Genomic DNA, 13,640 nt, shown 5'->3' on the forward strand with positions numbered 1-13,640 from the left:
CTTAACCCCCACGCCATCTACTGAGTGAAGTGAGAGAGATGACTGCCACCGCTACCGAACACGTAGCCGCAACGTCCGGTGCTACCGGCCGCATTGCACGTGTTATTGGCCCGGTTGTCGACGTCGAATTCCCGGCTGACGCAATCCCTTCGATTTACAACGCACTCACCACGGAGATTACTCTCAACGGTGAGACCAAGACTGTCACGTTCGAGGTTGCCCTGCACCTGGGTGACAACCTCATTCGCGCCATCGCCTTGCAGGCTACCGACGGACTAGTCCGCGGCACCAATGTGGTGGACACAGGCTCGCCGATCACCGTTCCCGTCGGCGACGGCGTCAAGGGCCACATCTTCAACGTCCTCGGCAAGCCGCTTGACGTTGACGAGTCCGAGATCCAGGCTTCGGACCACTGGTCAATCCACCGCAAGGCTCCTGCCTTCGCGACTCTTGAGGGTTCCACCGAAATGCTGGAAACCGGCATCAAGGTCATCGACCTCCTCACCCCGTACATCAAGGGTGGAAAGATCGGCCTGTTCGGCGGCGCTGGCGTTGGCAAGACCGTTCTGATCCAGGAAATGATCACCCGTGTTGCCCGCAACTTCGGTGGCACCTCGGTGTTCGCCGGTGTTGGCGAGCGTACCCGTGAAGGTAACGACCTCTGGGTTGAAATGGAAGAGGCAGGCGTCCTCAAGGACACCGCCCTTGTGTTCGGCCAGATGGACGAGCCGCCGGGAACGCGTCTGCGCGTTGCCCTGTCGGCACTGACCATGGCGGAGTACTTCCGCGATGTGCAGAACCAGGACGTGCTGCTCTTCATCGACAACATCTTCCGCTTCACGCAGGCAGGCTCCGAGGTTTCCACCCTCCTCGGCCGCATGCCGTCGGCCGTGGGCTACCAGCCGAACCTTGCCGACGAGATGGGTCTCCTCCAGGAGCGCATCACGTCCACCAAGGGCCACTCCATCACCTCGATGCAGGCCATCTACGTTCCCGCAGATGACTACACCGACCCGGCACCGGCCACCACGTTCGCGCACCTCGACGCGACCACGGAACTTTCCCGTGAAATCGCTTCGCGTGGCCTGTACCCGGCCGTGGACCCGCTAACGTCGACGTCCCGAATCCTGGACCCGCAGTACATCGGCAAGGACCACTACAACACGGCCGTCCGTGTGAAGCAGATCCTGCAGAAGAACAAGGAACTCCAGGACATCATCGCCATCCTTGGTGTTGACGAACTGTCCGAGGAAGACAAGATCGTCGTGTCGCGTGCACGCCGTATCCAGCAGTTCCTCTCGCAGAACACCTACACGGCCAAGCAGTTCACCGGCGTCGAAGGTTCCACGGTCTCCATCAAGGACACCGTTGAAGGCTTCACCGCCATCTGCGACGGCGACCTCGACCACATTGCAGAGCAGGCGTTCTTCAACGTCGGCGGCCTGGATGACGTTGAGCGCCAGTGGGCCAAGATCCAGGAACAGACCAAGTAATATGGCTGAGCTTGAGGTTGAGATTGTCGCGGCGGACCACTTCGTGTGGTCCGGAGCGGCCAAGATGGTCAAGGCCCGCACCAGCGATGGTGAAATCGGAATCCTGCCCGGCCACTCGCCCGTACTGGCGATTTTGGCCGAGGGTGAACTGGCAATCGAGCCTGTTTCCGGTGACCGCATTGCTGTAGTTGTTGACGGCGGATTCTTCTCCGTTGACAACAACCGCGTGGTCATTGTTGCTGACAACGCCCAGCTGGGTGACGCGGCCACTGCGGGGATCCGCTAGCACGACCTTGATGGACGTTACTGGTTTTCCGTTCATCGCAATAGCAACCGTGTTCGCGTTGCTGATTTTTACGCTGTGCCTTTTCGGGGTGCGCCGCTTCAACCTGCGGCGCGCCCTGGGCACGGTGGACGCCTCCATTTGCACAGCTGGAAAGAGCTGGCAGATGGGGGTTTGTCGTTATCAGGACAACGAGCTGGAGTGGTTCAAGCTGCTCTCGCTCAGCGTCCGCCCCCGGTACCGCTTCAAGCGCAGCTCCCTTGAGCTCCTGGGTCGCCGGCAGCCCACGGAGGCTGAGCTGGTCAAGGTCCAGCCCGACGTCGTCATCGTGGAACTGCGCTACGAGGGCCAGGACGTCTTCCTGGCGATGAAGTTTGACGCCTACACCGGACTCTCCTCCTGGCTCGAAGCCGGGCCGGTCATCGGCGTCGGCACCTGGCGCTGAACATCCATCCCTGATTCTGCCCTTTGCCGGCAAATGTTTCAGGTCCTGAAAACATTCATGACACACAAAAAATGATCCCCGGCACGAATGCCGAGGATCATTTTGGTTCAAGGGCTATTCCCGTCAGGGGAGTCCTCGACTAATTAGACCAGCGTTACGCCGGTGGCCTGGGGGCCCTTGGCGCCCTGACCGATTTCGAACTGAACACGCTGGTTCTCGTCGAGGGTCTTGAAGCCACCCGTCTGGATCTCGGAGTAGTGAACGAAGACATCTCCATCGGAGTCATCCGGGGTGATGAAGCCGAAGCCCTTTTCAGCGTTGAACCACTTGACGGTTCCCTGTGCCATTTATTTCTCCTCATTATGGAACTAAATTAAGGCCAGCACACTTCGTACTGGTCTTGGTCACTCCGCGAGAAGAATCCTGGCTGCAGCCCCGGTGAGACCGGATATGCGTTGCAGGAGCTTCGCGCTCGCAACATGTCTTGCGAGCATGAAAAAACACCTACACAAAGACTGATACAAGAATTTCATGACAGTACGGTCTGGTCAACGGGAAAAACGCGGAATCGCATAAATTTTGGGCAAATCCCAAGTAAACGCCTGATCACCGACGCAGCGCCCGGCCTGCCCGGGCCTCAGAACAGCCGGGACTCGATGTCGTCCACGCCGCGCATGGCGTCGTAGTCCAGTGTGATGCAGTCAATCCCGCGGTCCGTCGCGAGCACGCGGGCCTGCGGCTTGATTTGCTGCGCGGCGAAGATCCCGCGGACCGGGGCCAGCAACGGATCCCTGTTGAGCAGCTCCAAATACCTCGTCAGCTGCTCCACGCCGTCGATGTCGCCGCGGCGCTTGAGCTCGATGGCCACGGTGGAGCCGTCCGCGTCCCTGGCCAGAATGTCCACCGGGCCGATGGCCGTGAAGTATTCCCGGCGGATGAGGGAGAAGCCGGTGCCGAGGGTTTCTATCTGCTCGGCCAGGAGGCGCTGCAGGTCCGCCTCCACGCCGTCCTTGATCAGCCCGGGGTCCAGGCCCAGCTCATGCGAGGTGTCATGCAGCTGTTCATGGATGTTGATGATCAGCCTGTCGTCCGTCTTGGCGGACTGGACGGTCCACTGCTCGATCACACCGACTTCAACGTCGGTGTCATCGGGGGAGGACACCCGCAGCGTGGCGGGAGGGCTCATCCAGTTCAGCGGCTTGTAGGAGCCGCCGTCGGAGTGCACCAGCACCGACCCATCGGCCTTCACCAGCAGGAGCCTGGTGGCAAGGGGAAGATGGGCTTTGAGCCGGCCAACATAATCAACGGAACAACGGGCTATGACTAGACGCACGCCGTACACACTACCGCGTCGGCAACGGGCACCGCGCACCGGGTCGCAGGCATGACCCCGGGGCGCGCAGGGGCGGTCGCGGCACCGGAGCCGTTCCGGCTGGGGCAGAATGGAAGCATGCCCCGCTCGAACCGCCCCCGCCGTGCAAAGACGGGGCGCGCCACCCCCGGCAACGCTGCCGGCGGAGGAAAGCACGGCTCAGGGCCGGCCCCGGAGCTTGACCTGGAGCGGGCCCGGGCGGGGATCGCCCGCCGCGAGAGCGCCCCGGACGGCGTCTGGATGGTGCGGTCCATGACCGCGCGCAAGGCGGAGAAGGCCTACATCTGCCCCGGCTGTTCCACAGCCGTGCTGCCGGGAGTCGCCCACCTTGTGGTGTGGGCCGATGACCACCTCTTCGGCGCGGCCGCCGGGCTCTCGGAGCGCCGGCACTGGCACACGAACTGCTGGACGTCGCGCAACTTCCGCTACCGCTAACAGCGATCGGCGGTAGGCCGCGCCCGCGGACGGAACGCAGCTGACGCGGAAGATAAGCTGGTACGCATGACTTTTGACCCGACGTCGTACGTGTTCAGCCAGCCGTCCGAAACGACCGCCATCCGCGCGTCCACGGTCCTGCCGGCCCGTCGCGAAAACATCGAGATCCGCACCGAGGACGGCCGCACGCTGGTGGGCGAGCTGGCCCTGCCGGAGTCCGGCCCGGTCATGGCCACGCTGATAACGCTGCATCCGCTGCCCACGCACGGCGGCTTCATGGACTCGCACGTCTACCGAAAAGCCTCTTACCGGCTGCCGGCGCTGGCCGGTGTGGCCGTGCTGCGGTTCAACACCAGGGGAACGTCGTCGCCCAGGGGAACCAGCGACGGCGAGTTTGAAGAGGGCATCGGGGAGCGGTATGACGTGGAGGCGGCCGTGCGGTTCGCCGTCGAGCGGGAGCTGCCCAACCGCTGGCTCGTGGGGTGGTCGTTCGGGACCGAGCTGGCCCTTATGTACGGTGCAGTGGAGCCGGTGGCATCGCAGGTAGAGGGTGCCGTGCTGCTGTCACCGCCGCTGCACCGCGCCACCGACGCCCACCTCAAGCTGTGGGCCGCCGCGGGCAAGCCGCTGACCGTGCTGGTGCCGGAACACGACGACTATCTCCGCCCTGCCGAGGCTGCCCGGCGCTTCGGCCTGGTGCCGCAGGCCCGCGTGGTGGCGGTCGACGGCGCCAAGCACCTTTGGGTGGGGGAGAAGCACGCGGCGCGCGTGCTGAACGAAATCGTGGACGACGTCACGAGCAACGGTTCAGGCGCCGCCGGGCTGCCGCAGGAGTGGAACGGGCCGGTGGCCACGGCCACCGCGTGAGGCGCATGCCTTCCCGCTAGTGCTTGTCCTGGCGGACTATGTAGATTTCCTTGACGAGCAGCAGGATGGCGGCGGCTGTGGGGATGGCGATCAGCGCGCCGAGGACTCCGAGGAGGCTGCCGCCGGCAATCACCGAGATGACCGCCACGGCACCGGGGACGGCCACGGCCTTTTGCATGATCCGGGGCGAGATGAAGTACGCCTCGAACTGGAGGTAGGCGAAGTAGCAGATGGCGTACGCGACCGCCTGCTGCCAGCCCAGGGTCAGGGTGATCAGGACAACCACCACTCCGGCGATCATTCCGCCGACCAGGGGTATGAACGCGAGCAGCGCCACCACGAAGGCAAGGAGCACGGCAAAGGGCACGCCGATGATGGACATCACGATGAACGCGAACGTGGCGTTCAGCAGGGCGACCGCAGCTTGTCCGATCACGTAGTTGCCCACCGAACGGGTGATTGCCTCGGACAGCGCCTCCACCCGGGGCCGCCTGGACCGCGGGGCAAGCCGGTATCCCCACTTTTTCATGGCAGGCAGGGCCGCGAGGAAGTACAGGCTAAGCACCAGCACGATCAACGTTCCGAAGAGGCCGTTCGCGACCGTGGAGCCGAAGCCCACCACGCCGCCGAAGATTCCGCCCATGGCCTCGGGGTTCTTGACGAACTTGTCCAGCTCCTGGGAGATGCGGTCGCGGACGCCGAACTGGCTGTCGAGGGACCGGAAGAACTCCGAGTTGATGAAGTCGCGGACCCACACCGGCGCCTGCTGGACGAGTTCCGTCACCTGCTCGACGATGGTGGGGATGAGGGTGGCAAAAAAGCCCACCACCGCAATGATCAGGACGGACACCGACAACAGGATGCCGGCGGGCCGGGGGATCTTGCGGGATTCGAGCCAGCGCACCACCGGGTCAAGGCCCAGGGCAATGAAAAGCGCCGCCACAATCCACAGGAGCAGCTGCGTGGTGTTGGACCCGATCCAGTACACCAGGAGGGCTAGGCCGACGCCGACCGTCCCCATGAATCCGACATACAGGGGTGCTGCGCAGAAATGCGGGGGCCGGGGGCGCCGAAGCGGGCCGTGTCGCCGCCGGCAGCGGTCTCCGGCTCGAGGTTGTCCAGCTGTTCCGGGGCATCTCAAAGCGGAGTCGGGGCTGTGCGCCGGGGATGGGCTGGCGGAGCCGGCGCAGCACGGCAACCAGCGCGGCAGGGCGGGCCGGGCCGCGGGCGCCTTCACTTCCGGCGCCGACTGATTCTTGGGGAGCTGGCGTCGGGCAGGTTTTCCGGGCCGTGGGTGGACGGTTCCGTCTGTTCAGTCACTGCTTTTAATGCCTTTTCCGTCCATGGCGCCGCGGCTGCGGGCCGGATGTGATGATCATCGCAAACACTATCAGCAGCCTTGTCAATAGACGGATGGAGGCCGATTCAGGGGGTGGCCAGAGGCTGCTGCGAAGGGCCGAACTGACTGATTGGTAACAAAACGGTTACTATTGAAAGCAAACCCCCGCTGATGATAGGTATACCTTTGCGTTTCAAGACTGCAGTTGCACTTGTGCTGCTCGGCCTCCTGACACTGCTGGCCGGAATCGGGCAGACGACCATCTGGGCCCCGGCCGAGACCGTCACGGCCACGGCTCCCGCTGATGCGAAAGCCGCGCCGCTGACCGTTATTGACCACAAACTTCGCACCGTCGAAGGGGGCACGGTCACCATCAAGGTCAAGGGTGAGGGCAGTTTCCTGCTGGCCGCAGGCCGCCCGGACGACGTCGACGCGTGGGTGGGCAAGACCGCCCACAACACGGTCACAGGACTCTCCGAGGACACGAAAGCCCTTCAGGTGGAACGCACCGACGGTGAAGCCACGGCGCCCACTCCGGCAGGATCGGATCTCTGGGTCTCCACGGAAAATGCCAGCGGCGAGCTGGACTACACGTGGACCGCGCCGGCGGACGGCGACTGGTCGCTGCTGCTGGCCAGTGACGGCACCAAGCCGGCGCCGACGTCGATTTCCATGACGTTCCCCAATGACACCTCCACGCCGTGGGCCGTGCCGCTCATGGTCCTCGGTGGACTCCTGATGATTGCCGGCGCTGCGCTGCTCGTCCTCAAGCCCAAGGGCGGAACGCCCGGGCAGGGCGGTTTCCACATCAGCCTGGGCAGCCAGTTCGCCAAGCGCGCGCGGGCCAAGGCTGCCGCGAGGGCCTCCGCCAAGGCCGGCACCGGAGCCGGCACCCGGCTCAGCATTCTGGTGGCAGCGGCCACGGCCGCGGTCCTCGCCGGTACGGGCGTGGCAGCCCAGGCCAGCCAGACGCCGCAGCCCGCCGCCACGGGCGCGTCCTCCAGCGCGGCTCCTTCCGGTTCCGCTTCGGCCGCACCGGCCGCCGGTGATTCGCCAGTGCTCCTCGATGCCCAGTTCCGCCGCATCCTGGAACAGGTTGCGAGCGCCACCGATGCCGGCGATGCAGCCAAGGACGCCAAGAAACTTACGGCGCGTGTCGCCGGAACAGAGCTCGAAGTCCGGACGCAGAACTACAAGATCCGCTCGCGGGTGGCTTCCTACGATGCGCGCATGCCCGTGCGCTCCACCAAGCTCCTGACCACCGTCGTGACGAGCAAGCGGGCCTGGCCCCGGTCCGTCCTGGCCGTCACCCAGGGCGAAGGCAACGTGGTCCCGCAGCTCCTCACGCTGGTGCAGAGCTCCCCGCGGGAGAACTACAAGCTCGTGGGCACCACTCCGCTGCAGCCGGGCACCACCTTCCCGTCGATCGAGCGCAACGGCACCGAGACCCTGTCCAAGGACGACAAGTCAGGCCTGCTGTACAGCGGCGAGGAAGCCCTCGCAGGGCTGGCGGACCGCCTGACGAAGGCCAACTCCACCTTCAAGGACAAGCTCGTGGAAGGGGAGTCCTCGCCATACATCGCGGACACCCTTTCGTACCAGTCTGACGTGGTGAAGGAAGGCGTGAACGGCAAGTTCGCCTTTAGCCACAAGGTGGTGCCCGGCAGCACTGTCGTCTTCCGGACGGCGGACGGCGGCGCACTGGTTCTTGGCCGCCTCACGTTCAACTTCGACGGCACTCCCAAGTCCGAGGGCGACAAGCTCTCCATTGGAAGCGACGCGGCCGTCCTGGCCGGTGGCAAGGAAACCACCAGCGGGATGGTGCTGAACTTCGCGGAGTCCATGGCCGTGTACGTGCCGCCGGCCGATTCGAAGGACCCGATGAAGCTCGTGGCCGCCACCCGGGGGCTCGTCGGAGCCAAGTTCAAGTAGGTCCGGCTCCAGGCAGACCCGGGAGGAGGCCCCGGCCCGGTGATCCGGGCCGGGGCCTCCTGCGTCCGCGGTGCTTCCCGTGGACGCAGGAGTGGCTAGAGTGGACGCTATGAGTTCGCCAGCATCCCGTCCTGTCCCTCCAGCCGCCGCCAGCCAGCTCAACCTCCGCGGCGCCGTCGATCTTTCCTCGCTAAAGCAACGGCCCGCGCCGCCGGCGTCGGCAGCGGGAAACGCCCCCGCGCCCGGAGAGCCGGGCGCCGAGGGGCCAGCGCTCCGCGTAGAGGTCACGGAGGGAAACTTCCAGGACCTCATTGAGTTGTCGGCGCAGGTGCCGGTCGTGTTCGCCCTGTGGGCGGCGTATTCGCCGGAATCCGCCGGCGTGCTGGACGCCCTGGACCGGATCGTCCAGAGCTATGCCGGACGGCTGGTCCTCGGCGCTGCCGACATTGACGCCTTCCCCCAGCTGGCCCAGGCCTTCCAGGTCCAGGCCGTGCCCACCGCGGTGGCCGTGCTCAAGGGCCAGCCCGTGCCCCTGTTCCAGGGCGGAGCGGACGAAGAGCAGATCCGCGCCCTCCTCGACGAACTGCTCAAGGTGGCCGCCGCCAACGGCGTCTCCGGGAACGTGGGAGGCGCGACGCCGGGTGAGATCGCCCCCGCGCCACTGCCGCCGCTGCACCAGAAGGCCTTCGACGCCATTGAGGCCGGGGATTTCGCCGCTGCCGCCGTTGCCTACCGGCAGGCCCTCACCGAGATGCCGGCGGACGCCGAAGCCAAGGCCGGACTTGCCCAGGTTGAGCTGATGGACCGCCTCCAGAAGCTGTCGGGACCCGACGGCGATGCCCTCCGCCAGCTCGCGGCGGACGAACCTGACAACCTCGCGGCCCAGCTTGGCGTTGCCGACCTGGACATCGCCGGCGGCCATGTGGAGGATGCCCTGAGCCGGGTGGTGGGCTTCATCGGCAGGAACTTCGGTCCGGAACGCGAAACCGCCCGGATCCGCCTGCTGGAGCTCTTCGACGTGGTCGGGACAACCGACGAACGCGTCGCAAAAGCCCGCCAGGCCCTGGCACGGGTTCTGTTTTAGTGGCCACGCCCGCCCTCTTCAGGCCCCTGGCCCTGCGGTCACTGGAACTGCAGCACCGGGGCTGGGTCTCACCCATGTGCCAGTACAGCTGCGACCCCGCCGCCGCGCCCGGAGTGCCAAACGACTGGCACCTGATGCACCTGGGCTCGTTCGCTGCCGGCGGAGCGGCCCTTATCCTGACGGAGGCCGCGGCCGTCAACGCTGCCGGGCGGATCAGCCCGCGCGACGCCGGCCTCTATGACGACGAGCAGGCGGCAGGCTGGGAACGCATCGTCAGCTTCGTGCACCGCCACGGCGTGGCGGACACCAAGATCGGTGCCCAGCTCGCCCACGCCGGGCGCAAGGCGTCTACGTACTGGCCGTTTTCCGGTGAGAAAGGCTCCGTGCCCGCTGCCGACGGCGGCTGGGGCACCGTGGGGCCGGGCACCGCCGCCTTTGACGGCTATGCGCCGCCGGCGGCCATGACCGAGGAAGACATCCAGGGCGTCATCGCGGACTTTGCCGCCTCCGCCACGAGGGCCGTTGAAGCCGGCTTCGACACTATCGAGGTGCACGGAGCCCACGGCTACCTCCTCCACCAGTTCCAAAGCCCGCTGGTGAACGACCGCGCCGATGCCTGGGGCGGCGACGCGGAGGGGCGGAACAGGCTGACGCTGGCTGTGGTCGACGCCATCCGGAACGTGATCCCCGACTCCATGCCGCTGCTGCTGCGGATCTCCGCCTCCGACTGGGCCGAGGGGGGAATCGGCATCGAGGACTCGGTGCATCTGGCGTCGCAGGCGGCCGAGCACGGCGTTGACCTCATCGACGTTTCGAGCGGCGGAGCCGTGGCACACCAGCAGATCCAGCCCGGGCCGGGGTACCAGACCGGATTCGCCGCACGCATCCGGCGCGAAACAGGCGTCGCCACCGGCACGGTCGGGTTGCTGACATCGCCCGGCCAGGCAGAGCACGTGGTGGCCACCGGGCAGGCCGACGGCGTCTTCATTGCGCGGGCTGCCCTCCGGGATCCGCACTGGTGGCTCCGCGCGGCGTTCGAGCTGGGCCACGACCTGCGGTGGGCTCCCCAGTACGAGCGCGCAGTTCCACGCCACGCGTTCTGACCTACGGCGTTCTGACCGTACGACATTCTGGTCCGCCCGCGGTCATCCCCCTTCTACTCCTTCCGGAGGATCCACATTGGAGGGTGCGCGGCTTAGGGTAAGTTCATGACCCTTCCCGTTACAGCCCTGTCGATCCGGGGCCTGGCCAAGCGCTTCGGCAGCAAGATTGCCGTGGACGGAATCAGCCTCGACGTCCCGTCAGGGTCGTTCTTCGGCATAGTCGGCCCCAACGGGGCCGGCAAAACCACCACGCTGTCGATGGCCACGGGGCTCCTCCGGCCGGACTTCGGCACCGCGCTGGTGCATGGCGTGGACGTCTGGGCCCGGCCGCTGGAGGCCAAGAAGCTGATGGGGATCCTGCCCGACGGCGTGCGCCTCTTTGACAGGCTTAGCGGCGAACAGCTTGTCACCTACGCGGGGCTGCTCCGAGGCATGAACAAGGACGTGGTGGCTTCCCGGGTAGGGGAACTGCTGGCCGCGCTGGACCTTAGCCAGGACGCCGGGACGCTCGTGGTGGACTATTCCGCCGGCATGACAAAAAAGATCGCACTGGCATCCGCGCTGATCCATGCCCCGAAGGTCCTGGTCCTGGATGAGCCCTTCGAATCCGTGGATCCCGTCTCCGCCGCCAACATCCGGGACATCCTGGACAGGTACGTGGCCTCCGGAGGAACGGTGATCGTGTCGAGCCATGTCATGGACCTGGTGCAGCGGATGTGCGATCACGTGGCAGTGGTCGCGGCGGGGCGGCTCCTCGCGGCCGGGACGGTGGACCAGGTCCGCGCCGGCGCGAGCCTCGAGGAGCGCTTCGTCGAGCTCGTGGGCGGCCGGAGCCAGACCGAGGGGCTGGAATGGTTGCGCACCTCCTAAGGCTGAAGCTGGCGCTCCTGCGGAACGGCCTGCGTCGGAGCCCCTGGCAGCTGGTGGGTCTGGCCATAGGCGGCCTCTATGCCCTGGGCATCGTCGGGCTGTGTGTCACGGCCTTGCTCTTCCTCCGACAGGAGGATGCCGGCCTGGCCCAGACCGTGGTGGTTCTTAGCGGTTCCGCAGCCGTCCTCGGCTGGGGGATTGTGCCGGTGGTGGCCTCCGCGGCTGACATGACGCTGGACCCGGCCCGGTTCACCACCGCGGCAGTCCCCATGCCGCAGCTTCTGGCCGGGCTGGGCCTGGGCGGCCTCATCGGCATTCCGGGGCTGGCCGCCGTCATCGTGGCGCTGGCGACAGTCGGCACCTGGTCACGCGGCATCCTTCCCGCCGCGGGTGCCCTGGTGGGGGCCGTGCTGGGCGTGCTGAGCTGCGTCGTGCTGTCCAAGGTGGTCACCACGGCTACGGCCAGCCTGGCCGCCTCCCGGCGCTTCAAGGATGTCAGCGGAACCGCGTTCATGGTGCCGCTCGTCCTGCTCGGCCCGATCATGGCAGGAATCTTCCAGGGCGTGTCAGCTTCGGGCGACTACTTGGCCGACCTTGCCCGGGGCCTGTCCTGGACGCCGTTGGGCGCGGCATGGTCGCTGGGCGGTGACCTCGCGGCCGGGCATGCGGGCCAGGCAGCATTCAAGCTGCTCATCGCGGCCGCCACGCTGGCCGGCCTGGCCTGGTGCTGGAAGGTACTGCTCGAGCGGGCCCTGGTGACTCCGCCCTACGCCGGCAGCAGCCGCAGGAAGGGCGGACGGATGGGACTCTTCTCACTGTTGCCTGCCACTCCGGTCGGCGCTATCACCGCCCGTTCACTGACCTACTGGTTCCGCGACCCCCGGTATTCCGGATCGCTCGTCGTCATTCCTCTGCTGCCGGTAGTACTTGCGTTCCAGGGCAGCCAGACGAATGACTTCGGCGTCCTGCTGATCGTCGGGCCGCTGACCGCCTTCCTGCTGGCATGGTCCATTTCGTCCGACGTGTCCTACGACAACACGGCATTCGCCCTGCACCTTGCCGCCGGAGTGCGCGGCGTCCATGACCGGCTGGGACGGGCCCTGGCCTGCCTGGCCTTCGCGCTGCCCGCCGTGCTGATCCTGGCGACCGTGCCGTTCTTCATCACCGGGGACTGGGAGAAGCTGCCAGGCATTCTGGGGCTGTCGGTCGGGGTCCTCCTCACGGGGCTGGGGCTGGCCTCCGTGGTTTCCGCCCGCTACACCATTGCCGTCCCGCTGCCCGGCGACAGCCCGTTCAAGAAACCGCCCGGCAACGTGGCCCAGACCCTGGCCGTCCAGTTCGGCGGGATGGGGGTCCTGCTGGTGCTGATCCTTCCGGAGGCCGCCCTGCTGATCGCCCAGCTGCTGACGGGGCAACAGGTCTTTGGCTGGATCAATCTCGCGCTCGGCCCGCTGCTTGGTTCGGTGCTCTTCGTTGCCGGAGTGAGGGTGGGCGGGCGCTGGCTGGACGCCCGCGGACCGGAACTCCTGGCACAGCTGACAGTGAACCGGTAAAACTCTCTGCCGGGGCGGCCCGGACCGTGATTGACTAGGCACGTAATGGGCAGGGACGAGGAAAGGCCGTGACCATGGAGGTCGTCATCCTTCCGGGCATGCGACAGATCGCCTCCCTGGCGGCGGACGCAGTTGAAACCCTGCTGCGGCGCAAGCCCGATGCCGTGCTGGGACTCGCCACCGGCTCGTCGCCCCTTCCCGTCTACGACGAAGTGGCCCGGCGCCACGAACAGGCCGGCCTGGACTTCAGCAGGGCGTACGGATTTACCCTGGACGAGTATGTAGGGCTGGCCCCCGGCCATCCCGAGTCCTACCGCGAAGTCATCCGCCGCGACTTCACAAGCCGAGTCAACATCGACCCGGAAAACGTCCTCGGACCCGACGGCAATGCCGCTGACATTCCGGCCGCCTGCCGGGCCTACGAGGAAGCAATCCGGGCGCGCGGGGGAGTGGACCTGCAGTTTCTGGGACTGGGCACCGACGGGCACATCGGCTTCAATGAGCCAGGCTCCTCGTTGGCGTCGCGCACGCGCATCAAGTCCCTGATCGAACAGACACGCCGGGACAACGCGCGATTTTTCCGCAACCTCGATGAGGTGCCGCATCATGTGGTGACGCAGGGGCTCGGCACCATCCTGGATTCGCGTCACGCGGTCCTCGTGGCCACCGGCGCCCAAAAGGCGCAGGCCGTCCATGACCTCGTGGAAGGGCCCGTTGCCGCGATCTGCCCGGCGTCGGTCCTTCAGCTCCATCCCCATGCCAGCATCCTGGTGGACGAAGCGGCGGCGTCGTCGCTGAAACTCGCCGACTACTACCGCCACACGTACGACCACAAACCGGCCTGGCAGGGCCTCTAGCGCCCTG

General features: G+C 66.3%; 14 protein-coding genes. 11 read left to right on the forward strand and 3 right to left on the reverse strand.

Annotated elements, in window-relative coordinates; translation table 11 throughout:
• Positions 1–38: 38 nt before the first annotated feature.
• The 3 genes from atpD to B1A87_RS04560 are packed head-to-tail and all read left to right on the forward strand — an operon-like array spanning position 39 to position 2,221.
• Complete coding sequence (atpD, locus tag B1A87_RS04550) at positions 39–1,493, forward strand: F0F1 ATP synthase subunit beta (RefSeq protein WP_078026700.1); 1,455 nt, start codon at positions 39–41, stop codon at positions 1,491–1,493.
• 1 nt (position 1,494) lies between these two features.
• A complete protein-coding gene (locus tag B1A87_RS04555; protein WP_078026699.1) occupies positions 1,495–1,779 on the forward strand; it encodes a F0F1 ATP synthase subunit epsilon in 285 nt (94 codons plus the stop codon).
• Positions 1,780–1,789: 10 nt separating this feature from the next.
• Positions 1,790–2,221 (forward strand): DUF2550 domain-containing protein, encoded by a 432-nt coding sequence (locus B1A87_RS04560; RefSeq protein ID WP_078026698.1) that lies wholly within the window; start codon positions 1,790–1,792, stop codon positions 2,219–2,221.
• A 143-nt stretch (positions 2,222–2,364) separates the two neighbouring features.
• On the opposite strand, the gene B1A87_RS04565 is transcribed toward B1A87_RS04560, so the two are convergent.
• Both B1A87_RS04565 and nucS read right to left on the reverse strand, forming a co-directional pair.
• Positions 2,365–2,568 (reverse strand): cold-shock protein, encoded by a 204-nt coding sequence (locus B1A87_RS04565; protein WP_011692441.1) that lies wholly within the window; start codon positions 2,566–2,568, stop codon positions 2,365–2,367.
• A gap of 290 nt (positions 2,569–2,858) precedes the next feature.
• Positions 2,859–3,554, reverse strand: a complete 696-nt coding sequence (gene nucS, locus B1A87_RS04570) for an endonuclease NucS (RefSeq protein ID WP_078026744.1) — start codon at positions 3,552–3,554, stop codon at positions 2,859–2,861.
• Positions 3,555–3,671: 117 nt separating this feature from the next.
• On the opposite strand from nucS, the gene B1A87_RS04575 reads away from it, so the two are divergent.
• The gene (locus B1A87_RS04575) at positions 3,672–4,028 is read left to right on the forward strand and encodes an ATP/GTP-binding protein (protein WP_078026697.1); all 357 of its coding nucleotides are present in this window, start codon (positions 3,672–3,674) and stop codon (positions 4,026–4,028) included.
• A gap of 66 nt (positions 4,029–4,094) precedes the next feature.
• Entirely contained in the window at positions 4,095–4,895 is an 801-nt protein-coding gene (locus B1A87_RS04580) for an alpha/beta hydrolase (protein ID WP_078026696.1), read from the forward strand.
• A gap of 16 nt (positions 4,896–4,911) precedes the next feature.
• Here the strand turns inward: B1A87_RS04580 and B1A87_RS04585 are convergent, their stop codons facing one another.
• A complete protein-coding gene (locus B1A87_RS04585) occupies positions 4,912–5,916 on the reverse strand; it encodes an AI-2E family transporter (protein ID WP_395940221.1) in 1,005 nt (334 codons plus the stop codon).
• A 489-nt stretch (positions 5,917–6,405) separates the two neighbouring features.
• Here B1A87_RS04585 and B1A87_RS04590 point away from each other — a divergent pair, with 489 nt between their 5' ends.
• The 6 genes from B1A87_RS04590 (at position 6,406) to nagB (ending at position 13,633) form a co-directional block, all read left to right on the forward strand.
• The gene (locus tag B1A87_RS04590) at positions 6,406–8,166 is read left to right on the forward strand and encodes a hypothetical protein (protein WP_078026694.1); all 1,761 of its coding nucleotides are present in this window, start codon (positions 6,406–6,408) and stop codon (positions 8,164–8,166) included.
• A gap of 109 nt (positions 8,167–8,275) precedes the next feature.
• Positions 8,276–9,250: a tetratricopeptide repeat protein gene (locus B1A87_RS04595; protein WP_078026693.1), complete on the forward strand. Its 975-nt coding sequence runs from the start codon at positions 8,276–8,278 to the stop codon at positions 9,248–9,250.
• Positions 9,250–10,353 (forward strand): NADH:flavin oxidoreductase/NADH oxidase, encoded by a 1,104-nt coding sequence (locus tag B1A87_RS04600; RefSeq protein ID WP_078026692.1) that lies wholly within the window; start codon positions 9,250–9,252, stop codon positions 10,351–10,353. Before B1A87_RS04595 ends, B1A87_RS04600 begins: the two co-directional genes overlap by 1 nt.
• 105 nt (positions 10,354–10,458) lie before the next feature.
• A complete protein-coding gene (locus tag B1A87_RS04605) occupies positions 10,459–11,223 on the forward strand; it encodes an ABC transporter ATP-binding protein (protein WP_078026691.1) in 765 nt (254 codons plus the stop codon).
• On the forward strand, positions 11,205–12,776 hold the full coding sequence (locus B1A87_RS04610; protein WP_078026690.1) for a transporter: 1,572 nt from the start codon (positions 11,205–11,207) through the stop codon (positions 12,774–12,776). Before B1A87_RS04605 ends, B1A87_RS04610 begins: the two co-directional genes overlap by 19 nt.
• A 74-nt stretch (positions 12,777–12,850) precedes the next feature.
• The gene (gene nagB / locus B1A87_RS04615) at positions 12,851–13,633 is read left to right on the forward strand and encodes a glucosamine-6-phosphate deaminase (RefSeq protein WP_078026743.1); all 783 of its coding nucleotides are present in this window, start codon (positions 12,851–12,853) and stop codon (positions 13,631–13,633) included.
• Positions 13,634–13,640 lie beyond the last annotated feature (7 nt).

The organism is Arthrobacter sp. KBS0703 (genome assembly GCF_002008315.2).
In the GTDB taxonomy this organism is placed as follows: Bacteria; Actinomycetota; Actinomycetes; order Actinomycetales; family Micrococcaceae; genus Arthrobacter.

Excerpts from the sequence above, each read along its gene's own strand:
- atpD (WP_078026700.1), top strand. The coding sequence starts at position 39 with ATGACTGCCACCGCTACCGAACACGTAGCCGCAACGTCCGGTGCTACC.
- nagB (WP_078026743.1), top strand. The coding sequence starts at position 12,851 with ATGGAGGTCGTCATCCTTCCGGGCATGCGACAGATCGCCTCCCTGGCG.
- B1A87_RS04590 (WP_078026694.1), top strand. The coding sequence starts at position 6,406 with ATGATAGGTATACCTTTGCGTTTCAAGACTGCAGTTGCACTTGTGCTG.
- B1A87_RS04595 (WP_078026693.1), top strand. The coding sequence starts at position 8,276 with ATGAGTTCGCCAGCATCCCGTCCTGTCCCTCCAGCCGCCGCCAGCCAG.
- B1A87_RS04585 (WP_395940221.1), bottom strand. The coding sequence starts at position 5,916 with ATGGGGACGGTCGGCGTCGGCCTAGCCCTCCTGGTGTACTGGATCGGG.
- B1A87_RS04555 (WP_078026699.1), top strand. The coding sequence starts at position 1,495 with ATGGCTGAGCTTGAGGTTGAGATTGTCGCGGCGGACCACTTCGTGTGG.
- B1A87_RS04575 (WP_078026697.1), top strand. The coding sequence starts at position 3,672 with ATGCCCCGCTCGAACCGCCCCCGCCGTGCAAAGACGGGGCGCGCCACC.
- B1A87_RS04610 (WP_078026690.1), top strand. The coding sequence starts at position 11,205 with ATGGTTGCGCACCTCCTAAGGCTGAAGCTGGCGCTCCTGCGGAACGGC.
- B1A87_RS04560 (WP_078026698.1), top strand. The coding sequence starts at position 1,790 with ATGGACGTTACTGGTTTTCCGTTCATCGCAATAGCAACCGTGTTCGCG.
- B1A87_RS04580 (WP_078026696.1), top strand. The coding sequence starts at position 4,095 with ATGACTTTTGACCCGACGTCGTACGTGTTCAGCCAGCCGTCCGAAACG.
- B1A87_RS04605 (WP_078026691.1), top strand. The coding sequence starts at position 10,459 with ATGACCCTTCCCGTTACAGCCCTGTCGATCCGGGGCCTGGCCAAGCGC.
- B1A87_RS04565 (WP_011692441.1), bottom strand. The coding sequence starts at position 2,568 with ATGGCACAGGGAACCGTCAAGTGGTTCAACGCTGAAAAGGGCTTCGGC.